This is a genomic window from Streptomyces sp. NPDC002306 (assembly GCF_053593435.1).
Genome location: NZ_JBSFCK010000004.1, coordinates 241,757 through 262,169 on the forward strand (window position 1 = coordinate 241,757; position 20,413 = coordinate 262,169).

At 72.1% G+C, this 20,413-nt stretch carries 18 protein-coding genes and 1 pseudogene; 9 read left to right on the top strand and 10 right to left on the bottom strand.

Features of this window, described 5'->3' with window-relative positions; all coding sequences use genetic code 11:
• Positions 1-27: 27 nt before the first annotated feature.
• The 3 genes from ACWCQK_RS11270 to ACWCQK_RS11280 all read right to left on the bottom strand — a co-directional run bounded on the left by ACWCQK_RS11270 (position 28) and on the right by ACWCQK_RS11280 (position 2,330).
• Positions 28-357 (bottom strand): hypothetical protein, encoded by a 330-nt coding sequence (locus tag ACWCQK_RS11270; RefSeq protein ID WP_451154339.1) that lies wholly within the window; start codon positions 355-357, stop codon positions 28-30.
• Between the two features lie 311 nt (positions 358-668).
• On the bottom strand, positions 669-1,265 hold the full coding sequence (locus ACWCQK_RS11275; protein WP_451154341.1) for a hypothetical protein: 597 nt from the start codon (positions 1,263-1,265) through the stop codon (positions 669-671).
• A gap of 216 nt (positions 1,266-1,481) precedes the next feature.
• Positions 1,482-2,330 carry a GntR family transcriptional regulator gene (locus ACWCQK_RS11280; RefSeq protein ID WP_451154343.1) on the bottom strand — a complete coding sequence of 283 codons (849 nt, stop codon included), beginning with the start codon at positions 2,328-2,330 and terminating at the stop codon, positions 1,482-1,484.
• A gap of 356 nt (positions 2,331-2,686) precedes the next feature.
• On the opposite strand from ACWCQK_RS11280, the gene ACWCQK_RS11285 reads away from it, so the two are divergent.
• From ACWCQK_RS11285 to ACWCQK_RS11310, 6 genes are all read left to right on the top strand, one after another.
• Positions 2,687-4,117, top strand: a complete 1,431-nt coding sequence (locus tag ACWCQK_RS11285) for a cellulose binding domain-containing protein (RefSeq protein WP_451154345.1) — start codon at positions 2,687-2,689, stop codon at positions 4,115-4,117.
• A 318-nt stretch (positions 4,118-4,435) separates the two neighbouring features.
• Positions 4,436-4,867 (top strand): DUF485 domain-containing protein, encoded by a 432-nt coding sequence (locus ACWCQK_RS11290; protein WP_451154347.1) that lies wholly within the window; start codon positions 4,436-4,438, stop codon positions 4,865-4,867.
• Complete coding sequence (locus ACWCQK_RS11295) at positions 4,864-6,471, top strand: sodium/solute symporter (RefSeq protein ID WP_451154349.1); 1,608 nt, start codon at positions 4,864-4,866, stop codon at positions 6,469-6,471. The genes ACWCQK_RS11290 and ACWCQK_RS11295 overlap by 4 nt, the downstream gene beginning before the upstream one ends.
• Positions 6,472-6,765: 294 nt before the next feature.
• A complete protein-coding gene (locus ACWCQK_RS11300) occupies positions 6,766-7,299 on the top strand; it encodes a hypothetical protein (RefSeq protein ID WP_451154351.1) in 534 nt (177 codons plus the stop codon).
• Between the two features lie 89 nt (positions 7,300-7,388).
• Positions 7,389-8,150: a bestrophin-like domain gene (locus ACWCQK_RS11305; protein WP_451154353.1), complete on the top strand. Its 762-nt coding sequence runs from the start codon at positions 7,389-7,391 to the stop codon at positions 8,148-8,150.
• A 249-nt stretch (positions 8,151-8,399) separates the two neighbouring features.
• On the top strand, positions 8,400-8,660 hold the full coding sequence (locus tag ACWCQK_RS11310; protein WP_451154355.1) for a hypothetical protein: 261 nt from the start codon (positions 8,400-8,402) through the stop codon (positions 8,658-8,660).
• A gap of 95 nt (positions 8,661-8,755) precedes the next feature.
• On the opposite strand, the pseudogene ACWCQK_RS11315 reads toward ACWCQK_RS11310, so the two are convergent.
• Together ACWCQK_RS11315 and ACWCQK_RS11320 are read right to left on the bottom strand one after the other, a co-directional pair.
• Positions 8,756-9,503: pseudogene (locus ACWCQK_RS11315) on the bottom strand (transposase family protein).
• A 190-nt stretch (positions 9,504-9,693) separates the two neighbouring features.
• The gene (locus tag ACWCQK_RS11320; RefSeq protein WP_451154357.1) at positions 9,694-10,428 is read right to left on the bottom strand and encodes an SDR family oxidoreductase; all 735 of its coding nucleotides are present in this window, start codon (positions 10,426-10,428) and stop codon (positions 9,694-9,696) included.
• A 151-nt stretch (positions 10,429-10,579) separates the two neighbouring features.
• On the opposite strand from ACWCQK_RS11320, the gene ACWCQK_RS11325 reads away from it, so the two are divergent.
• On the top strand, positions 10,580-11,056 hold the full coding sequence (locus ACWCQK_RS11325) for an RrF2 family transcriptional regulator (RefSeq protein ID WP_451154630.1): 477 nt from the start codon (positions 10,580-10,582) through the stop codon (positions 11,054-11,056).
• 128 nt (positions 11,057-11,184) lie between these two features.
• Here the strand turns inward: ACWCQK_RS11325 and ACWCQK_RS11330 are convergent, their stop codons facing one another.
• From ACWCQK_RS11330 to ACWCQK_RS11340, 3 genes are read right to left on the bottom strand one after another with little or no spacing between them, the layout of a single operon-like run.
• Positions 11,185-13,251, bottom strand: coding sequence for an iron ABC transporter permease (locus ACWCQK_RS11330; protein WP_451154359.1), 2,067 nt, complete (start codon positions 13,249-13,251; stop codon positions 11,185-11,187).
• A gap of 6 nt (positions 13,252-13,257) precedes the next feature.
• Complete coding sequence (locus tag ACWCQK_RS11335; RefSeq protein WP_451154361.1) at positions 13,258-14,226, bottom strand: ABC transporter substrate-binding protein; 969 nt, start codon at positions 14,224-14,226, stop codon at positions 13,258-13,260.
• Positions 14,223-15,101 (bottom strand): ABC transporter ATP-binding protein, encoded by an 879-nt coding sequence (locus tag ACWCQK_RS11340; RefSeq protein WP_451154363.1) that lies wholly within the window; start codon positions 15,099-15,101, stop codon positions 14,223-14,225. Before ACWCQK_RS11340 ends, ACWCQK_RS11335 begins: the two co-directional genes overlap by 4 nt.
• 88 nt (positions 15,102-15,189) lie before the next feature.
• Here ACWCQK_RS11340 and ACWCQK_RS11345 point away from each other — a divergent pair, with 88 nt between their 5' ends.
• Both ACWCQK_RS11345 and ACWCQK_RS11350 read left to right on the top strand, forming a co-directional pair.
• Entirely contained in the window at positions 15,190-16,008 is an 819-nt protein-coding gene (locus ACWCQK_RS11345) for a siderophore-interacting protein (RefSeq protein WP_451154365.1), read from the top strand.
• A gap of 337 nt (positions 16,009-16,345) precedes the next feature.
• Positions 16,346-16,777: a universal stress protein gene (locus ACWCQK_RS11350; RefSeq protein ID WP_451154367.1), complete on the top strand. Its 432-nt coding sequence runs from the start codon at positions 16,346-16,348 to the stop codon at positions 16,775-16,777.
• Positions 16,778-17,130: 353 nt separating this feature from the next.
• Here the strand turns inward: ACWCQK_RS11350 and ACWCQK_RS11355 are convergent, their stop codons facing one another.
• Together ACWCQK_RS11355 and ACWCQK_RS11360 are read right to left on the bottom strand one after the other, a co-directional pair.
• On the bottom strand, positions 17,131-17,994 hold the full coding sequence (locus tag ACWCQK_RS11355; protein WP_451154369.1) for an oxygenase MpaB family protein: 864 nt from the start codon (positions 17,992-17,994) through the stop codon (positions 17,131-17,133).
• A gap of 277 nt (positions 17,995-18,271) precedes the next feature.
• The gene (locus tag ACWCQK_RS11360; RefSeq protein WP_451154371.1) at positions 18,272-20,248 is read right to left on the bottom strand and encodes a CASTOR/POLLUX-related putative ion channel; all 1,977 of its coding nucleotides are present in this window, start codon (positions 20,246-20,248) and stop codon (positions 18,272-18,274) included.
• Positions 20,249-20,413: the final 165 nt, after the last annotated feature.

Here is a 20,413-nt window from a genome sequence, read left to right on the forward strand (position 1 = left end):
CGCCTCCGTCTACGTCTACGTCTACGTCTACGTCACGACGGTCCGGCGTCGGGCGCGGGTCGCCGCCAGGTCCGCGGCCGCCCGGCGCGCGCCAGCCACCAGATGCGGCGAGTCCCAGGCGCGCGCGATCCGTTCGGCCGGCGCGTAGTGCTCGGCCGCGGCCTGTTCCGCGCCGACGAGCCGGTACAGGTCGCCGAGGCCGTGGGCGAGGGGGCGGCTCGCGCAGGCCGCGCCGGCGAGCTGCTCCCGTACGGGCAGGAGGTGTTGGACCAGCGCGGCCGCGGCGTCCATGTCCCGGTGCAGGACGGCGAGTTCGCAGCGGTAGTCCAACTCCAGCCCGTAGAGGTGGTCGGTCACCGGTCGCGGACGACGGCCTCGATGTCGGCGGTCTGTCGCTGGGCCGGCCGGATGGTGATCAGGCCCAGCGTGCGCGGCCCCGTGGCGTGGTGCGCCCCGGCGCGTCGCAGCAGACCGTCGGCCTCGGCGTAGCCCGCCTCCGCCTCGTCGAAACGGGGTCCAGTGGCAGGCGTTCCGCGCCCTCGCCGCGTCCACCCCTCGGCGACGCGACACCTGACGGGGGTGCACGGAGGCGGGTGCGGCGGGGTGAGGCGGGCACGGCCGGGAGTCGCCCGCGGGCCGCGTCGAGCCGTTGTGCCGTCGTCGGCCGTCTAGTCGTCGTCGGCCGTCTCGCCCCCTGCGGGTAACCCGTTCCACGCGACCCCCTGGATCACGTCTCCCCGAATCCTGCGGTGCCGTCCGAGGAGCACGAGTTTGTGTACCGTGGCCGCCACGCACAAGTCGCCGGGACCGTCCATCGGCACGCACCAATAGGAGCGGGCGCCGGCGCTGGAAGCGTCGAGGCAGGGGTTCGGCACGCCGAGGTAGGACTCGCGGCCGAGGCAGGCCGCGTCGACGCTCGTCCACCACCGCTGGGCACTCGCCGGCACCAGGCAGTAGTAGCAGCCGCTGATGGTGTCGACGAAGACGGGACCGCCGTGCAGCGCGTCGGCCAGGAACGCGTCGACGCCGTCGCGGTCGTCCGTGCCGGCGGCCGCGAAGACGATCGCCGCCGGGATGCGCACGGCGGAGAAGAGTCCTCCGCAGCGCAACAGGGCGACGCCCTGGTCCTCCCACTGCTCCTGGGCCGCCCGCAGATCGTCCGCGGCACACACGAGCCAGTGCGAGACGGCCAACTCCCGCTCGGCCCGGGTGTGTACGACCGCGTCGGAGCCTCCCAGCGTCGAGAGCCCCTCCTCCTCGCTCATCGCTCGCCTTCCGTGAGAGCCCGGAAGGCAGGCGTGGTGCCCGTCCGGTGAAGTGTTCGCCATCACGGGGGACTTCCGGGCGAACCACGCGTTCGGATGCGGCGGGGACAGGATTCTTCACGAACCACTCGGCCGGCGGCGTACGAGATCACGACGAGCGGACCGCCGTCGGCGACGACACGACCCTCCTCGCACCACGCGCGGTCGGTCGGTGCGTCAGGCGTCGCCCTGCACCACGCCCCGGGTGGAGAACGTGACCGGTGCGCCCGGCATCAGGTCTCCCGGCGGGATGCCGGGATGGTGGCCGTCCTGCGGTGCGGGGCGGGCTCCGGTGCGCGGGCCGAGTGTCAGCCGGGACACGATGCGATAGCGGTCGCCGCGGTAGAGCGAGTGGACGTATTCCACCGGCCGGTTCTCGGTGTCGTAGGTGAGCCGCTCGAAGAGGAGCGCCGGTGACAGCTCCGGCACGGCCAGGAGTTCCGCCTCGGCCCGGGTCACCACAGTGGGCTCGATCGACTGGACGGCCTCGCTGACCTGGACGCGGTGCCGTTCGCCCAGGTGCTCGTACAGGTCGCCGTTCTCCAGTTCGTCGCTGGTCAGGTCCGTCACCAGGTCCGCGGGCACGTGCAGGTACTCGATGGCCATGGGAGCGCCGTCGACGAGGCGCAGCCGGGCGGCGTAGCGGATCGGGGCAGCCGGCGAGAGACGCAGCTTGCGGCCGACGCGGGCGCCGGCCGGCAGCGTGCTGAGTTCGAGGAGCCGGCTGGTCCAGGTGCCGGCGGCCCGCGGGAGACTGAAGCTGCGCCGGTCCGACACCAGTTCCTGGGTGATCTTCTCGGCGGCGACGAACATCCCCCGGCCGTGCTCCCGTACGAGGAGTCCCGCCACGACGAGCTGGTCGATCCCGGCCCGCAGGGTGGGGCGGGACACGCCGAGCCGGGCGCAGAGGGCTCGTTCGGAGGGGATGGCGTCGCCGGGGCCGCGCTCGTCGATGAGTTCGAGGATCGCCTCGCGAACCCTCTCGCGTTTGAGTACCGCGCGGGTGGCGGCGGAGTCGATCTCCATGCGGGCTCTCGTTCGTCGGCGGGACGAGACGCTGGTACGCGTCTGACCCTAACTGGTCCTCTGGTAAAGCACATTCAACCGGTCGGGCGGTGGTCCGGGCATCGGTCACGTCGCGAGACGGTCGGTCAATTCCCTTACCTGCGGCGGGTCTTGACGCCTCGATTGGTCTATGCCACCTTCAGGCAACACCAACTGGTAAACCGGCAGTGGGTCAACTGGTAAAGCGCGTCCGTCCCGGCCTCCCGGACCCGCGCACGCCGTCCGCGCACTCCGCCCACCGCCGCCGAGGTCTCGCGCAGCGCACTCCCCCACTCCTCCCATGCCAATCGGGAGCCCCCCACCCGAAAGGAATCCTGATGAGCACCCGTCCTCTCGTCGGCCGCCGCCGCGTGGCCCTGGCCCTGTCGGCGCTCCTGGCCGGTTCCGCCCTGGCCGCCGTCCCGATGACCGCGTCCGCCGCCGGTGACGCCCTCGCGGTCCAGTACCGCACCAGTGCCACCGGGGCCACCGCGGACCAGAGCGAGCCCTGGTTCAAGGTCCGCAACACCGGTTCGACGACAGTCCAGTTGAGCCAGGTCAGGATCCGCTACTACTTCAAGGCCGACTCGCCGAGCGCCTCGTACCGCTTCGCCTGTTCCTGGGCGGTCAGGGGATGCGCCAACGTCACCGGCACGTTCGGCACCCTGAGCCGTCCCACCGCGACCGCGGACCGTTACCTGGAGATCGGCTTCACCTCGTCGGCCGGCACCCTGAGCGCCGGCACCGACACCGGCGACCTCCAACTGCGCTTCTACCAGGCGAGCTGGCAGCCCCTGAACCAGGCGGACGACTACTCCTTCAACGCGTCCACCACCGCGTACGCCGACTGGACGAAGGTCACCGCGCAGCTCGCCGGAGCCACCGTCTGGGGCACGCCCCCGGAGGGCAACACCCCCACGGACCCGACCGACCCGCCGGACCCGACCGACCCGCCCGGTGGCGGCGCGACGCTGTTCGACGACTTCACCTACACCTCGTACACCGACCCCGCGCTCACGTCCCACGGCTGGAACGTCCGTTCCAACTCCGGTGGTCCGGGGGTGCCGGGCGCCACCTGGGACCCGTCGAAGGTCACCTTCTCCAGCACCGCCGGCAACTCGGTGATGAACCTGCAGACCTCCACCGCGGGCACCGCCGCGTCCACGGTCCAGACCGAAGTCGTCTCCCGGAGCACGAAGTTCAAGAACGGCACCTACGCGGCCCGGGTGAAGTTCGCCGACACCCCCCGGTCCGGACCCGATGGCGACCACCTCGTGCAGACCTTCTTCACCATCAACGACCTCAAGGCCCCGATGGCGGACGACTACGCCGAGTACGACTTCGAGTACCTGCCCAACGGCGGCTGGGGCGAGGCCGGCGACATCCTGTACACCACGTCCTGGGAGACCTACAACCCCGACCCCTGGCAGGCGGTCAACCAGCACACCGAGAGCCGGCGGAGTTACGCCGGATGGCACGACCTGGTCCTCACGATCGACAACACCGCCATCAAGTACTACATCGACGGACAGTTGTTCGGGACCCATGACGCCCAGTACCTGCCCGAGCGTCCCATGTCGATCAACTTCAACCAGTGGCTGATCGACCTGGCCGGCCAGACCTCGACGACACCGCGCGCCTACGACGAACAGGTCGACTACGTCCTCCACGTCAAGGACCAGGTGCTCAGCCCGGCCCAGGTGTCGGCCAAGGTGAACGCCTACCGCGGGGCGGGAACCACCTTCGTAGACGAGGTCCCGGCACCCTGAGACCCCGACGCACAGCGCGGCGCGGCACTCCCAGACCCCCACGGCACAGCGCGGCGCGGCACCCTCCGGTGCCGCGCCGTCCGCGCGAATTGGTTCGACTCCGCCGTGGCCCGCAGAGCACTGCCGTATGCCCCCGCCACACCCATCACACGTACAACATCCGAGGTCAGAACGCCTGAGCGGCCCCCACCAGGGAGTTCGACGGAAGTCCGCGCGCACGGTCCGACACCCGCATAGCGTGCGGAGACCCGAACCGCTCCCCCCACGTTCTCGCGGTCCGCGTCTCGTGGGGCCCACGACCCGGCAGGAGACCTTGGGATGTCCTTCGACAGCTCGGAGTTACACCCGGCTCAGCACCGGCCCGGACGGCACGCCTTCCCGGCCTGGGCCCCGGACCCGCTGACCGCGCGGGACGGCGACCCACCGGCGGTCCGGCCCCGTTCGTGGACCAGCCGGCACCGCGACTTCCGTCTCCTGCGCCGGGCCTGTCGCTGGCAGCGGCGCGTCGCCACGTTCGCCGCGCTCGGCTACTTCGCCGCGTTCCTCACCCTCACCGTCGAAGCCCCCTCGATCATGACCCGCCCCGCCCCCGGCGGTCTTCCCCTCGGTCTTGTCCTGGCACTGGTACAACTCCCCGTCACCTGGCTGGCCGTGATCCTCTACGAGTACACCGCACGCCGGTACGTGGACCCCCTGGCCCGCCGTGTGCACCGGCAGACCTACCGCGCCGACGGGGAGCAGCAGCCGTGACGGACTTCGACGGCTCCGCGCAGTCCTGGTCCCTCGTGGCGTTCTGCAGCGTCGTGAGTCTCACGCTCCTGCTGTGCGTGCTCACGGGTCCCGACCGTGACGACCTCGACGAGTTCTACACCGGGTACCGGTACCTGTCCCCCCTGCGCAACGGCCTGGCCATCGCCGGTGACTACATCTCCGCCGCCACCGTCCTCACCATCGGCGGTGTCATCGCGCTGTGCGGCTACGACGGTGTCGTCCTGGCGCTGAGCACCCTGCTGTCCCTGCTGCTGCTGATGTTCCTGCTGGCCGAACCCCTGCATCACACCGGCCGGTTCACCATGGGCGACGTGCTCGGCCGCCGGCTGCCCGGCCGTGCGGTACGTATCACCGCGTGCGCCGTCACCCTGGCCGCGCTGGTGCCGATGATGGTCGTACAGCTCGCGGGCGTGGGCCAGTTGCTGGCGTTCGTCCTCGGCTTCTCCGACAGCGCGATGCGGACGGGCTGCGTCGTCGGGGCGGGAACCCTGATGATCGGTTACGCCGCCATCGGGGGGATGCGGGGCACGGCCCTGATCCAGATCCTCAAGACGGTCATCCTTCTCGGGTCCGGGCTGGTCATCTCCGGGCTGATCCTGCACACCTTCGGGTGGAGTCCGCAGAACCTGTTCCGGACCGCCGCCCGAAACAGCGGGACCGGCGACGGCTTCCTGCGCTACGGCCTGCAGTTCGCGGACGGCCCGCACCGCGGCCTCGACATGGTCAGCACCCAGTGCGCCATCGTGCTGGGCGGCGCCTGCCTGCCGCACGTCACCATGCGAATGTACACCGCGGGCAACGCGCGCCAGGTACGCCGAGCGATGTCCTGGGCGGTCTCGACGGTCGCCCTCTTCATCGCCGTCATCACCGTCATCGGCGTCGGCGCCACGGCTCTCATCGGCCGCACCGGCATCGTCAGCGCGGATGCTCGCGGGAACACCGCCTACCTCCTCGGCTCACGAGCCGCGTTCGGGCTGCACCTCTCCCGCGCGGAGAGTCTGCTGTTCGCCACCGTGACCACGGCGATCTTCCTGACGCTGCTGGCCTCCGTGGCCAGCATGACGCTGGCCTGCGCCAACTCCCTGGCCCACGACGTCGCCGCCCGCCCGGGCATGTCCCCCCTGCGCGAGACGACCCTGGCCCGCCTGGCCGCCCTCGCCGTGGGCATCCCCGTGATCCTGCTCGCCGTGACCGCGCAGCACCGCAGCCTTCAGCCGCTCGCCACCCTCTCCTTCTGCCTGGGCGCCTCGGCCATCGCGCCCGCGCTCGTCTACAGCCTCTTCTGGCGGCGCTACACGCGGGCCGGCCTTCTGTGCACACTCATCGGCGGCACCCTCAGCGTCCTCGTCCTCATCACCGGCACCAACCTCGTCTCGGGATCCCCCCGATCGGCCTTCCCCGAGGTCGACTTCAACTGGTTCCCCTTCACGACCACGGCTCTCGTCTCCGTGCCCGTGGGCTTCCTCTGCGGTCTGCTCGGCACCCTCCTGTCCGGCAGAGCCGCGGCCGCCCGGGAACGTGAGCGCTACGAGTCCATCGAACGCGTCCTCCTCGTGGGACCGTCCCGTTCCAGGAGCCGGTGAGGCCACGCCCGACCGGTTCGTCATCCGTACAGGACCGGTTCCGTCATCCGTACGGAACCGGTGCCGCCGTGTCCCAGGGCCGCCCCTCGCGACCGCCGCCCCGCGCGTCCCGCGGGAGATCCGCACCGGGCCGTGACCCCGGGACGAGCATGATCGTTACTCCCGGCGCCGCACCCTGCCGCGAGGCCGGCGCCGGCGTCCGCCGCCCGGCCGTGCCGCGGACCGAGGCGCGCGGACCGTCGGAGCAGCCGTGAGCGGACTTCGACGGACCATCAGCAGAGAGGAACACCACTGGTGAGCGGCTGGATCACACTCGGCCTGGGCGCCGCTGCCGCGTTCTGCCCCCTGCCGTGCCCGACCGGAGCGGCCGTCGCCGTCGAGGCCGGCCCCGCCACGGCACACCTGCTGGTGTGCGCGGCCGACGACTGGGCCGAGCCCGACGCCGCCGCGCCGCGGGAGACACCGCAGGCGTGGCGGCCGCCGGCCGCGCCCCCTGTCGCGTCCCCGGCCAGGCCCGCTCCGCTCGCGACGGCACCCTCCGGCGTGCGCGGCCGGCCGGCTCCGGTCCCGTCGGCGGCCCCGCTGCCCACGCCCGCCGAACGGCCGGTACCCGCGCGGGAGGCCGCCGCGGCCCCATCCCGCGCACCACGCGCCGTACCGCGGACCGCCGCCTTCACGTGGGTCCCCCGCTTCCACTACGGCGGCCGCTCCGCGCGTCCGGCGGTGGCCCGCATGTCCACGACGATGACCACGCTCGTGGTCACCACCCCGGCCATCCTGGCCGCCGCAGCACTGCGCCCGGGCTCCCGCCGCCGCGGCAGCCGCTGAGCCGTTCCCTGGCCGCCGCACGTCTCGCCCGTTCGCCCTCTGCCCGTCCGTTCGCCCGTCCGTTCGCCCGTTCGTCCTGGAGTCCTGCTGTGCCGGAATGGCTGATCTACACCCTGGCCTGCGCGCTGGTCTGCGCCTTCGTCATCGCCGCCACCGTGATGCGCCATCGCCGCGTCGCGGACGACGAGGACACCTCACAGACTCCGGACGTCCTGGAGTACATGGTGATGATGGTCGGCGTCGTCTACGCCATCGTCCTCGGCCTGGCGATCGCGGGCGTCTGGGAGGCGCGCGGCGCCGCGGAGGGGACCGTCCAGCGCGAGGCCCAGGCGCTGTACGAGATCGACCAGCGCCTGGACGTCTACCCGGCCGCCTTCCACACCCAGGTCCAGGAGCACATCGACGCCTACGCCCGGCACGCCGTCACCACCGAGTGGCCGGCCATGGAGGACGACAGGGCGCTCGATGCCACCGGCGGCGAGCTGCTGGCCCGGATCCGCAGCGACATCGCCCATCACCGGCCCTCCGACGAACTGCAGGCCCAGGCCTACCAACCGCTGCTCGACCAGGTCGCCACCGCCGACGACGCGCGTCACCAGCGTCTCGACAGCGCCGGCACCACGCTGCCCGGCGTGGTCTGGTTCGGCCTGATCGCCGGTGCGATCGTCACGCTCGGGCTGCTCTACGCCCTCCAGATCCGCCGCTCCGCCCGCGAGCTGATGCTGGCCACCGCGTTCAGCGCCCTGGTGGTCTTCCTGCTCTTCATGGTCTGGAGCTTCGACGCGCCGTTCGGCCACTCCGGTACGGACTCGGCACAGCCACTGCGAGAGCTGTACGCGAGCACCGCCTGACCCCGGGCGTCGCCCCAGCCGTCGTGCCCGCGCCCCCGGTTCTACGACGGCGGGCGGAGCGGCGAGGGCACCAGAGCAGTCCCTACGCGAGACGCTTGGCTGGGATACTCCCCTGAAGTCCGCTGCCGCCCCTTACGACAGTACGCACGTACAGCAGTTTCGACTGTTGCCCGTCTCGCACCCTGAAGCCTGGGCGGCCGCCTCGGATGCGCTCAATTTGCCAGCCTCCCCGCTCAAGGAAAGGCCAACATGCCCAAGTGGATAATCACCGCACACACGTTTGACCCACCGCCCGCGATGCGCAAGGTTTCGGATATCGAAGGAAATGAGGCGGAAGCCCTCAAGGAGCTCCAGGCAGTCATAAGTACATACAGTCCCGGCATCACTAAAGTTACTCGTCGCGAGATATACAGATACTCCGAACGCCAATATTTGGTGTGCATTTATGGGAATTGGAACTCAGCTGAATACTTCATTCAATTGGGCGAACTGATCGCCGATCCGGAATGACCACACGTGTCAAGTTCGCTTCAGTGGGCACGTCTACTCATAAGCGGTTGTCCGTAAATGATCTCCGGCGTGCTGGATGACCTGCCTGACTCCCGTTATTCGGCGAGGGCGAGGTTGTGCAGGCGGGCGATTCCGAGCAAACGGTAGTCGAAGGATCTCCTAGCCCTTCATTCGGGCGGATCCATGCTCGACGCGGGCGCGGACCTTGGGATGGGAAGCGTTGTGTTCCTCTTCCGGTCCGGGAGTTCGGTGTGGCCGCGCTCGCGCCGGGCGAAATAGCCGGGCCGGCACCCCGGTGGCCGCGATCAGTGGTCACGGTCGTCCTGCCGAAGGCGTCCTTTGCGCCGGGCAGTCCCGGGCAGCCCCACGCCTTGCAGTTGTTGTGGTCTGCCGGCCGCTGCCCGGCAGACCACAACGACGAGCCGGGTGCCGTTGTCCATGACGACCTGGTGGCTGGTGGAGTACCGGCCAGTCTCCGACTGCCCGGCGATGCGTGGTCGCGGCTGGGGACCAGGGTCCCGTCTGCGATCAGCACGGCGTCCTTCCGAAGCCGCTTGCACTGCCGGAGCGCGAGAAGCGGCCCGAGATGGTCGACAATGCGGTCGGCGCCCGGCTTCGACACCCCGAACAATGGGGCCAGTTGGCGCAAGGTCAGGTTCGTCCGCCAGTACGCGGCGACCACGAGCACTCGGTCCTCCAGCGGCAGGCAGCAGTGCCGGCCCATGCGGACCGATCCGCGCCCTCACGCCGCAACGCGCTGATCAGCCTGCCGAACTGACGCGGGCCCAGCCCGGAGAGGGGGGCTGTCCACGACGGCTCCGACACCGTGATCACACCAGCCACAGCAAGATCATGTCACCCGTGACCAGCAGTTATGGGACAACCCTCGGGCTCCGTCACGGCCTTCGCCATTGCGCGCCCCTTGTCGGAGGGTGCGATCGTGGAGCGGGGCTGCGACACGAGTGGCGGGCCGCCGGGCAGGAGCCGGTGACCCGCCAAGGTCCGCCTGCACCGGACCCGGTGCCCGGTCGGATCAGGACGCGAGCCAGTCGCGGTAGTGCGTGGGAGCGATACGGGAGCCCTCGGGCGTGGTCAGGACGTCGCCCTTGGGTACGGCGAACATCCCGGCGGTGTCGTCGACGACGACCTGGCGTCCGTCGCCCTTGATCTCGATGGTGACGCGCCCCAGCTCTTCGAGGGTGAAGACATCGGGGCCACCGACGTTCAGGGTGCCGTTGAGGGGGGCGCCCGCGGCGACGTCGGCGACAGCGGCCGCGACGTCGGCGGCGGCGATCGGCTGCAAGGGGGTGCTCGGCAGCCGGACGGTGTCGCCTTCGGTGGTCCAGGACATGACCGCGTCGACGAACTCCATGAACTGGGTGGCCCGTACGACGGAGTACGGCAGGCCTCCGGCCTTGAGCAGGTCCTCCTGGAGGGTCTTCGCCCGGTAGTAGTCCAGCTCGGGCACGCCGTCCACACCGACGATGGAGAGGATGACCACGTGCCCGACGTCCGCCGCGCGGCTCGCCTCCAGCAGGTTGTCCATCGACGTCTGGAAGAACGCGAGCGAGGCCTCGTCGAACGTGGGCGAGTTCGTCAGGTTGACGACCACCTCCGCGCCGGCCAGCGCCTCGTCCAGACCCGCTCCGGTGAGGACGTTCACCCCCGTCGACAGCGAGAGCGCCGTCACCTCGTGCCCCTGCTCCTTCAGACGGCCGACCACCTGCGAGCCGATCAGTCCCGTACCGCCGACAACCGCGATCTTCATGGCTGTTCCTTTCGTCCCGTTTACACCGTATGTTCGCGCAACTCACCCGACCGGCGCGCGCCGAACACAAACTCGGACACTTTCTGTCCGGGATAATACTCGGATAGAAAGTGTCCGAGTCAAGCTGCTGGGTAAGGTGAGAGGCGTGAAGATGTCGGGCGGAGTCGAGTGGGCGCTGCACTGCTGTGTCGTCCTGACGTCGGTGAGTGAGCCGGTGCCGGCCGCCCGGCTCGCCGAACTGCACGACGTCTCACCCACCTACCTCGCCAAGCAGCTCCAGGCCCTCTCCCGTGCCGGGCTGATCCATTCGACGCAGGGCAAGTCGGGGGGCTACGCACTCACCCGGTCGCCCGACCGGATCACCGTCCTGGACGTGGTGGACGCCGTGGACGGCCCGAGCCCCGCCTTCGTGTGCACGGAGATTCGCCGACGCGGCCCGCTGGCCACTCCGGCCGAGGCGTGCGTGACGCCGTGCGCGATCTCGCGCGCCATGGCCACCGCCGAGACCGCGCGCCGTGCGGCCCTCGGGGCGGTCACCGTCGCCGACCTGGCGAGGGACGTGGAGTCCGACTACAAGGCGGGCGCGCTCAGCGGCGTCGGCGCCTGGCTGCGCGGCCAGGCCGGCTGACCCGCTCGAGGCCCCGCGGGCCGTGACGGGGCACGCACGAACTGCCCGACATCCGTATCGCGACACTCCTCGCCGGACCGACGGCCGCCCCGGAACGAGGCACACGCCGTCGCGCCCGGCCGGCGCGGCTAGCGCCGGGTGCGGACCAGCAGGTACAGGAAATAGGGCGTGCCGATGACCGCCGTCACCAGTCCGGCGCCGAGTTGGGCGGGCGCGATCACGGTGCGGCCCAGCACGTCGGCGGCGCACACGAGGACGGCGCCCAGCAGGATCGCCACCGGTACGACCCGTACATGGCGGCGGCCGACGAGGGCGCGCGCCGCGTGCGGGGCGACCAGGCCCACGAAGCCGATCGTGCCCGCGGCGGCCACGGCCGTGGCGCTCAGCAGCACGCCGAGAGCCAGGAAGCCGAGCCGGGCGGGCGGCAGCCGCAGGCCGAGCAGCGCGGGCGTGTCGTCGTCGAGGGACACCAGGTCGAGTTCGGCGCGCCGCACCACGGCCACCACGACGCCCAGCAGGAGGGCGCCCGCCACCGGCAGCGTGTCGGGCGGTGTCCGTCCGTAGGTGGACCCGGACAGCCAGGTGAGCGCCTTCGTGGCGTTGAACGGGTCCGTGAGGACGATGAACAGACTGATGAGCGCGGTCGTCGCGGAGGAGACGCCGACGCCCGCGAGCACCAGGCGCTGGTGTCCGAACCCGCCGCGTGCCGCCAGGCCGAACACGACGGCGGCGGTGACCGCCGCACCCGCGAAGGCCGCGCCGGCCACGCCCCAGGAACCGGCCGCCGGGACCGACGTCACGCACAGGACCGCGCCGAGCGCCGCGCCGCCGGAGACCCCGAGGATGCCGGGTTCGGCGAGCGGGTTGCGGGTGACGGCCTGCACCAGGGTGCCGGACAGGGCCAGCGCCGCACCGGCGAGCAGTGCCGTCAGCACGCGGGGCACCCGGGTGTCCAGGACGAAGGAGACGGACTGCCCGGCCCTGCCCTGGGCCCAGTTCGCCACATCGCCCAGCAGGAGCTTGGTGTCGCCCAGCAGCACCGCGGCGACGGCCACCGCGACCAGGACGACGACGAGTACCGCCACGGTCAGCAGGAACACCGCCCGGGTCGGGATGCGCAGCCGGTCCGGTGGTCCCGCGGTCGTGGTGTCCCGTACCCGCAGGGCCATGGCGACCAGGAACACGGCGCCGAGGATGCTGGTGACGACGCCGGTGGGCACGGCCACCGCCGACTGCGCCGACACCGTCGCACGCAGCAGGACGTCCGCGCCGAGCACCAGCCCGGCACCGGTCAGTCCGGCCACGGGCAGGCTCGGCCGGAGACGCACCAGCGGCCGGACGCGGCGGCCGAGCGGCCGTATCAGGGCCGGTGCGCACAGACCGACGAATCCGATGGGTCCGGCGAGGGTGACCGCCGCCGCCGACAGCAGGGAGGCGAGCACCACGACCGTGACGCGGGTGGCCCGGACCGGGACGCCGAGTCCGCGGGCGGCTTCGTCGCCGAGGGCCAGGGCGTCCACGCGCCGGGCCACCAGCAGCAGCCCGACGACTCCGGCGAGCGCGACGGGGGCCATCTGGGCCACGCCGTCGAAGCCGTTCTGGCCGATGCTGCCCTGGCTCCACTGGTAGAGCCCCCGCGTCCGCTCGGGGAACAGCAGGAGCAGTCCCTCGGTGACGGAGAACAGTCCGAGCGTCAGGGCGCTCCCGGCGAGGACGAGACGTACGGTCCCCGCGCCCAGGCCGGACAGGGACAACACGACGGCCGCGGCGGCGAGTCCGCCGAGGAACGCCACGCCGGAGGAGGCGAGCAGCGGAAGCGAGGCGCCGGTGACGGTGAGCAGTCCCAGGGCGAAGTAGGAACCGGCGTTCACGGCGAGGGTGTCGGGGGCGGCGAGCACGTTGCGGCTGACGGCCTGGAGGGCCGCGCCCGCCATGCCGAGCGCGGCGCCGACGAGGACTCCGGCGCTCATGCGGGGCAGACGTGAGGCGATCACGACGGACGCGTCGCCGGGATCGGCACTGCCGGTGAGGGCCTTCCACACCTCGGACGGGCCGACGGCGGCCGTGCCCTGGGTGATGTCGGCGACCGCGAGGGCGGCGACCAGGAGCACGAGCGCGGCCGTCACCGCGATCGCGGCCGTCCGGCCGGCGACGGCCGGTGAGCCGGTGGTGGGAACGGTTGCGGTGACGGCCATGGCGCGCTACTTCGTCAGGGCGTCGACGACGGCGTCGATGTACGCCTCCATCGACCGCGGGCCGCCGAACATCCAGATGCCGTCGGGCAGCCGGTGCACCTTGTCCTTCTTCACGAACGGCAGTCCCTTCCAGACCGCGTTCTTCGCGAGGTCGTCCGCGAAGGGGTCGCTGGACTCGCTGTCGCTGCCGATGTAGGCGAACTCGACGTCGCCCAGGCTCGTCAGGCCCTCGACGTCGGTGGTGGCCAGGCCGTAGCTCTCGTCGCCCTTGACGGTCCAGGCGTTCTTCAGGCCTATCGCCTCGTTGACGTCGCCGATCAGCGAACCGCCGGTGTAGGGGCGTACGGAGACCTGGTTGGAGGCGACCCACCCGTCGGCGAAGGCGATCTCGTGACCGGCCAGTCCGGCGTCGGCGAGGGCCTTGCGGCCGTCGGCGACCTTGGCGTCGTAGGCCTTCTTCACCTTCGTCGCCTCGCCGGTGGTGCCGGTCGCCTCGGCGATGAGGTCGAGGTTCTGCTCCATCTGCCCGATCTGGTCGGCGGCCTTGGCGGAGCGGACCTCCAGGACGGGGGCGATCTTCCGCAGCTGCTTGACGGCGGCGGCGGGCAGGTCGGTGGTGGCGACGATCAGGTCCGGGGAGAGCGAGGCGATGGTGTCCATGCTGGGCTCGCCACGGGTACCGATGTCCTTGGGCGTGTTCGTCAGCGGAGCCGCGGTGTCCCAGGTCCGGTAACCCTTGACGTCGGCGACGCCGACCGGGTCGACGCCGAGCGAGACGAGGCTCTCGACGACGTTCCACTCGGTGCCGACGACCTTCTTGGCGGGCCCGTCGAGCGTGACCTTCACACCGCCGGCATCGGTCAGGGTGATGCTCTTCGAGTTCGGCTCGGACGTGGCGGCGGGCTCGGTCGTACCGCAACCGGCCAGGGCGACGACGGCGGACGCGGCGGCGAGGGCGAGGAGGGGGCGTCTCATGAGGTGGTGCTGAGCCTTTCGGTACGTGCGTGATGACGGCCGATCGCGCGGGTGCGCAGCCGGCCGGTGCGGGGGTCGGTGTCGACGTCGATGCGGATGCCGTACGTGTCGGTCAGGCGTTCGGCGGTCAGGACGTCTTCGGGCGTTCCGTCGGCGACGATGCGCCCCTCGTGCAACAGGGCGATCCGGTCGGCGACGGCGGCCGCCTGGTCCAGGTCGTGCAGGACGACGCCGACCGCGATGCCGTGGTCGTCCGCGAGGTCGCGTACGAGGTCGAGCAGTTCGACCTGGTAGCGGAGGTCGAGATAGGTCGTGGGTTCGTCGAGGAGGAGGACGCCGGTGTCCTGGGCGAGGCAGCCGGCGAGCCATACCCGCTGGAGCTGACCGCCCGAGAGGTGTTCGGCTCCGCGTTCGGCGAGGTCTTCGAGGTCGGTCATGGCCAGTGCGCGGCGCACGGCCGCCGCGCCGTCGGGGTCCGCTCCGCCCCAGCGTCCGCGGTACGGGAAGCGGCCGAACTCCACGACGTCCCGCACCGTCAGACCGCTCGGCGTGGGGCGCCCCTGGGTCAGCAGCGCCACGCGGCGCGCGAACGCCCGGGCGGTCAGGGCGAGTCCGTCGGCCGTGCCGCCGTCGCCGGTGCCCAGGGTGAGGGTGGCGGCGCGGGCCCGCTGGAGGCGGGCCAGGGTGCGCAGCAGGGTGGACTTGCCGCTGCCGTTCGGACCCACCAGGGCCGTCACCTGCGCGGGCCGGAGCGTGATCGCCGCGCCGTGCACGACGTCCGTTCCGTCGTACGACACGGTCACGTCCCGTGCGGTCAGCGCGTGGCCGCGCCGACGGGAGGGATCGCTTGTTGCTTCACCAGAACCAGAACTCACGAACGAAGGTTAGCCTAACCTAACTACACTTCCAGCCATCAGAGGGAGCTCGCGGAGAGTCGAACTAAAGTTAGGCTAACCTTCCTTCATGGCGAAGATCCACAGGCTGATGCCGCAACACCCCAGGATGTTCCGCGCCGAGGTCGTGCGCACCGAGCGTGTCTCCCCCTCGCTGCACCGCGTGACCGTCACCGGTCCGGAGCTCTCCGAGTTCCCGTGGCAGGGCTACGACCACTGGTTCCGCCTGTTCCTGCGACTTCCCCACCAACAGCGCCTGCGCCTGCCCGAGTTCACCGGGTCCCGCTGGTGGCAGCCCTACCTTGCGATCCCCGAGCGGGAACGGCCCCACTGCGCGAACTACACCGTGGCCGACTTCCGCCCCGAGGCCGCCGAGATGGACATCGACTTCGTCGTCCACCGCGGACCCACCGGCGAGGTCGAGGGCGGAGCGGCCGTCTGGGCCTGCCGGGCCCGCCCCGGGGACGCGCTCGCCCTGCTGGATCAGGGCCTGCTGTTCGACTGCCCGCCCGACGCGTCCGAGGTGCTCGTCGTGGCCGACGAGACCGGTCTGCCGGCGACCACCAACATTCTGCGCTCCCTGCCGCGTGACACCGTGGGCCGAGTCATCCAGGAAGTGCCCACCGCCGGCGACCGGCGCGTCGTCGACGCCCCGCCCGGAGTGAGCGTGACCTGGATCGTCCGCGAGGACCCCACGTCCGTGCCCGGCACCGCCGCACTCGGCGAACTCCTCCGCCACACCCGGGTCGACGCGGCCGGATACGCCTTCGTCGTCGGCGAGTCGACGCTGGCCACCGAGGGCCGCCGGCATCTGCACCAGGCGGGGCTGCCGAAGGACCGCATCTTCTTCTCCGGCTTCTGGAAGCACGAGGCCCGTCAGGCCGCGTGACCGCCGACTCCGGGCCGCGGACGCGGCCGCCGGGCAGGCGCGCCCCCGCTCACCCCGACCGCGCGGAATCCAGGGCCGGCCGAACGTCCGGGTGACGCCGGGGCCTTACGCAACGGCCCACGGCCTGGCCCGGGTCGGCGTTCGCCCCGCCGGACGGGCCCGTCCCGGCACCCACGGGCAGGGCACGGAGCAGGCGTGCGGGCGGACGGAACGATCAGGGCGCGGATCTCGGGAAGACCGGGGCCGCGCCTGACGTTGATCACTGGGACACCGGTTCTCCGGCGTCACCGATCACCGTGAAGATCCTCGCTTTTTCCAGAACGGGAAAGAAGAGCCCATGTTCCAGCGCATCCTGGTCGCCGTCGATCCCAGCCCCTCCCGGCTCTCCGCAGTACGCGCGGCCGGCGATCTGGCCCGGCTGACGGACGCCGAGGTCCGGGTCCTGCACGTCGTGGCCTCCGCCGCGACGCTCGCCGCCGTCGTCCCGCTCGAGGACGACGCCGAGGCGAAGGCCATCGTCGACGAGGCCCTGGCCGTCCTGAGCGACAAGGGCGTCAAGGCCGAGGCGGCTCTCGCCAAGGGACTGACCACGCAGATCGCCGCGACCATCTCCGAGGCGGCCGTGGAGTTCGGCGCCGACCTCGTCGTCCTGAGCCCTCATCACCGGGGATCCATCGAGGCGTTGTTCAACCCGCGGGTCAGCGACGCCGTCGCGCACGCGAGCCGCGCGGCGGTCCTGCTGGCTCCGGAGGACGACACCGAGGCCTGAGCACTGCCCCGGGGTCCGTACGGCCGCCGCACCCCGGCCGTGCCGACGGCGCCCGTCCCGGACACGACGTCCAGGACGGGCCGTCGCCGGTCACCTCGCTCGGTCAGCGTCCCGCCGACCGGACGACCGGGCACGCCCGGCGCGGTCGCGGTCGTGGCGCCCGGCGTCGTGAGCCGCTCGGTGCCATGAGGCGCCGGCGGTGTGAGGCGCCCGGCGTCCCCGGTGAGCACCGCGGCGATCCGGCGCGGGTCATGACCGGCGACCGTCTTCCACACTTCCCCGACGACGGTCCGGGTCCGCGACGCCTTGCCGTGCACCAGGGCGAGGCCGGGTGTCGCGTCGGCGTCGGCCGGTCAACCGGCCGCGGAGCGGCGGGCCGCGCGGGCGACGGGCAGATAACGCAGACGCTCCGGCAGCAGCGGGACGACACGGCGTACGACGGCGCCGAATCGCCGCAGCCGGCGTTCGTCGCGGGGCGTCCAGGCCAGGCCGAGCTGTTCGCGGACGGCGGGCGGGAGCAAGCCGGTCGTCACGAAGACATGCAGCCGCGCCAGGGCCGGGCGGAGCACCGGCCAGAGCCCACGCAGCAGCGCGGGCGCGCCGGACGGGAGCGGGATCGGCCGGCGCGGGTCGAGAAGCTCCGTCACGACGACCGTGTTCTCCAGTTCCTCGCGGACCACGGTCTCGAAATAGGGCCAGTAGGCCTCAGGGGTTCGCGGCATGTCCCGGCGGTTGATGCCGAGGATGTCGCCGAGCTGGAGCAACTCGTCGTAGAGCCGGCGCTCGTCGCGCTCGTCGAGCGGGTCGGACAGATACCGCGCGGCCCGCAGCATGACCGGGTAGGCGGTGGCGTGCACCCAGGCGTAATGGGTGGGCGTCAGCGCGTGGTAGGCGCGGCCACGGGTGTCGGTGCCGCTGATGGCGCTGTGCAGCCGGCGGAGTCTGCGGCCCTCCTCGACCGCGTCCTCACCGCCGTAGACCCACAGTTGCAGGGACTCCAGGGAGCGTCGGGCGCGGCCCCAGGGGTCGGTACGGAACACCGAGTGGTCGTCCACACCGGCGCCGACCGCGGGATGCGCGACCTGGAGGACCAGCGCGGCCGGCAGGGAGAGCAGGGTCCGCACGTCGCCGACCGTGTCCCAGAGGAGGGAGCCCGGCGCGAACGGGACCGGTCCGGGCCGGGTGCCGAGGTCGCGCTTCTCGGACTTGGCGTCCATGTCACCACGCTCCCATGGGTCGCCGTGCGGCGGAGTCGGTGCGGGGACGGCGGGTGGCCCCGCAGCCCCGTAGGCGATGGCCGGTGAAAAGGTGATCGGCACGTGGACATGCTGGTCAGCGAGGCCCCGGACGCCGTCGGGCAGCGTACCAGCCGGGTGACGCGCCCCAGGGGACACGTCCTGTGGTCCGCCGCGGCCCGGTGAGAGCCGCGCGCGGTGGCACTCCCGCCCTCCGTCGGCTGCCATGCCGCGCACCGGGAGCGGTCGCCGGCCCGGGTCACCCCAGCGGCACACCGGTCGGCGAGCCGCCGCCTTCGAGTTCCCGGCGCATCCCGGGCAGCCCGCTGTCCTCTCCGCCCGGGACGTCACGCCCGTCGGGGGTCGAGGTCAGGACGAGTACCTCGTCCTCGGCGCTCCACACACGCCGGTCGGCCTTACGGGGACAGAGCCGGAAGCCGTCGTCGCGGCGCGCGGTGTCCGGACCGTGCGCGCGGTAGCCGATCGCGCACTGGCCGCGCTCCAGCGCCGCCGCCACGACCGTCGCGAAGGACGTCTCACTGCCGGGCAGCACGTAGTCCGCGGCCGGACGCAGGGCGAGCGCTCCGCCCCGGGCGACGAAGATCTCTTCGAACACCGCGGCCAGCGACGGGTGGTGGGAGATCTGCGCCATCAGCAGACCGGTGAGCTCTCCCCGTACCACCGCGTCGGCCGCCGGGCCCAAGGGGGCCAGGGCCCGGCTGCGGTGGTCGCACAGTTCGGCCAGTACCGGCAGCGCGCGGCCCGCCTCCTCCTCCAGCGACCGCAGGACCAGCAGGGTCAGCAGGGTCCGGTCGTCGGGCAGCTCGGGACCGGCGCCCGCGTCCGGCCCCAGCACGATGACGCTGTCGTACCCGAACAGGTCGAGAGCGCGCAGCGCCTCGGGACGCACCGGGTCCCCGGCGTGCCACACGACGTCGAGCCGCCCGGGGGCGATGACGCCGACGGACGGCGTCGGCGCGGGACCGGGACCGGCAGCGGGGCCCGCACCGGGACCGGCACCGGGACCGGCCAGCACGTCGAGGACGGATCCGGGCCGGACGGTCCGGCGCAGGGTCTCGACGACCATCGGCGCACGGCGGTTCCAGCCCAGCAGCAGCATCCGTGACGGGCTGTCGGGCCGCGGTCCGGGGGCGGCGACGACCACGGGGTCGACGTGCTTCCGGCAGTCGACGGGCAGGGGGACCGTGTCGTCGTGGGCGACGACGACCAGCCGGTCCGTGGAGCCGAGGACCGTCTCCGGCCCCGGCGTGAGCAGGGGCAGCCCGTCGGCCGACAGCAGACCGACGACGCAGGACTCCTCGAAGCGCAGCGCGACCTCCTTGAAGGTCAGCCCCGCCAGGTCCCCCGCGTCCCGCACATGGAACTCGGCCCCCGCGAAGTCCAGGAGATCGCGCAGTGCCGCCGGCAGCCCGGGTCGCCGGGCCGCCTGCACGAGCAGCCGTGCCGTGGTCAGATCGGTCTCCAGGACCGTGCCCCGGGGCCCGGCCGCCAGCCGCGCGGTCGGGAGATAGCGCGCGTCGCGCACCGCGGCCACCACCGTCGGTGCCGCGTGCGGGGCGACCAGCGTCCGCAGCGCCAGCAGGACCCGCAGGACCTGGAGGTCCGCGTCGGTGTCGTCGGTGGGCAGCACCAGCACCGAGCCGGCCGTCGTCGGCGCGACCAGCGCGAGGGCCCGGGGGTCCGCCGGGGCTCCGGTACGGCACACCAGCCTGGCCCTGCCGGTGATGCTCAGCGAGGCCCTGAGCGCCTCCTCCATCTCGGCCGTGTCCCGGTCGGCCAGCACGGCGACCACGCCCCGCCCCCGGCCGGCCCGGGCTGCGATCAGTTCACAGACCACCGTGAACACCTGGTCCGACCAGCCGAGCACGACGGCGTGGTCCCGCTCCAGCACCGTCGAACGCCCCCGTCGCAGCTCCGTGAGCCGGTCCCCGAGTCCCGTGGTGATCACACCCACCAGGGTCGACACGCACAGCAGCGCGATCGCGCCGAGCAGCGCGGACAACAGCATCCGCAGCGGCGCACCCGACACCCCGCCCAGGCGCAGGGTCTCCGCGCTGGTGCGCCACACGACCGTGAGCCGGCCCGACAGCGACCGCGGGGCGTGCGGGTCCGTCCAGACCAGCAGGGCGCTGACGGGCACGACGATCGCCAGACAGCAGACGGTCAGCCAGCCCAGCAACGCGCCCGTACTGCGGGCCAGTGTGCTGTCGAACACGTAGCGTGCCCGGTCCCCCCACGACGTCAGCCGCTGCCGCCCTGCCACATCCGCCCCCTGCCGTCCGCTCCGCCGCACTGCCCTGGAGTCGAAGGGTGCTGGGCCGACGTCCGCGACACGCCATGCCATCCGGGTCATTCATCCTTTAGAGCAGGCGAATTCAGC

Coding starts and splice junctions, on each gene's coding strand:
- ACWCQK_RS11285 (WP_451154345.1), top strand. CDS start 2,687: ATGAGCACCCGTCCTCTCGTCGGCCGCCGCCGCGTGGCCCTGGCCCTG.
- ACWCQK_RS11275 (WP_451154341.1), bottom strand. CDS start 1,265: ATGAGCGAGGAGGAGGGGCTCTCGACGCTGGGAGGCTCCGACGCGGTC.
- ACWCQK_RS11345 (WP_451154365.1), top strand. CDS start 15,190: ATGGCGAAGATCCACAGGCTGATGCCGCAACACCCCAGGATGTTCCGC.
- ACWCQK_RS11330 (WP_451154359.1), bottom strand. CDS start 13,251: ATGGCCGTCACCGCAACCGTTCCCACCACCGGCTCACCGGCCGTCGCC.
- ACWCQK_RS11335 (WP_451154361.1), bottom strand. CDS start 14,226: ATGAGACGCCCCCTCCTCGCCCTCGCCGCCGCGTCCGCCGTCGTCGCC.
- ACWCQK_RS11325 (WP_451154630.1), top strand. CDS start 10,580: ATGTCGGGCGGAGTCGAGTGGGCGCTGCACTGCTGTGTCGTCCTGACG.
- ACWCQK_RS11290 (WP_451154347.1), top strand. CDS start 4,436: ATGTCCTTCGACAGCTCGGAGTTACACCCGGCTCAGCACCGGCCCGGA.
- ACWCQK_RS11280 (WP_451154343.1), bottom strand. CDS start 2,330: ATGGAGATCGACTCCGCCGCCACCCGCGCGGTACTCAAACGCGAGAGG.
- ACWCQK_RS11310 (WP_451154355.1), top strand. CDS start 8,400: ATGCCCAAGTGGATAATCACCGCACACACGTTTGACCCACCGCCCGCG.
- ACWCQK_RS11350 (WP_451154367.1), top strand. CDS start 16,346: ATGTTCCAGCGCATCCTGGTCGCCGTCGATCCCAGCCCCTCCCGGCTC.
- ACWCQK_RS11355 (WP_451154369.1), bottom strand. CDS start 17,994: ATGGACGCCAAGTCCGAGAAGCGCGACCTCGGCACCCGGCCCGGACCG.
- ACWCQK_RS11320 (WP_451154357.1), bottom strand. CDS start 10,428: ATGAAGATCGCGGTTGTCGGCGGTACGGGACTGATCGGCTCGCAGGTG.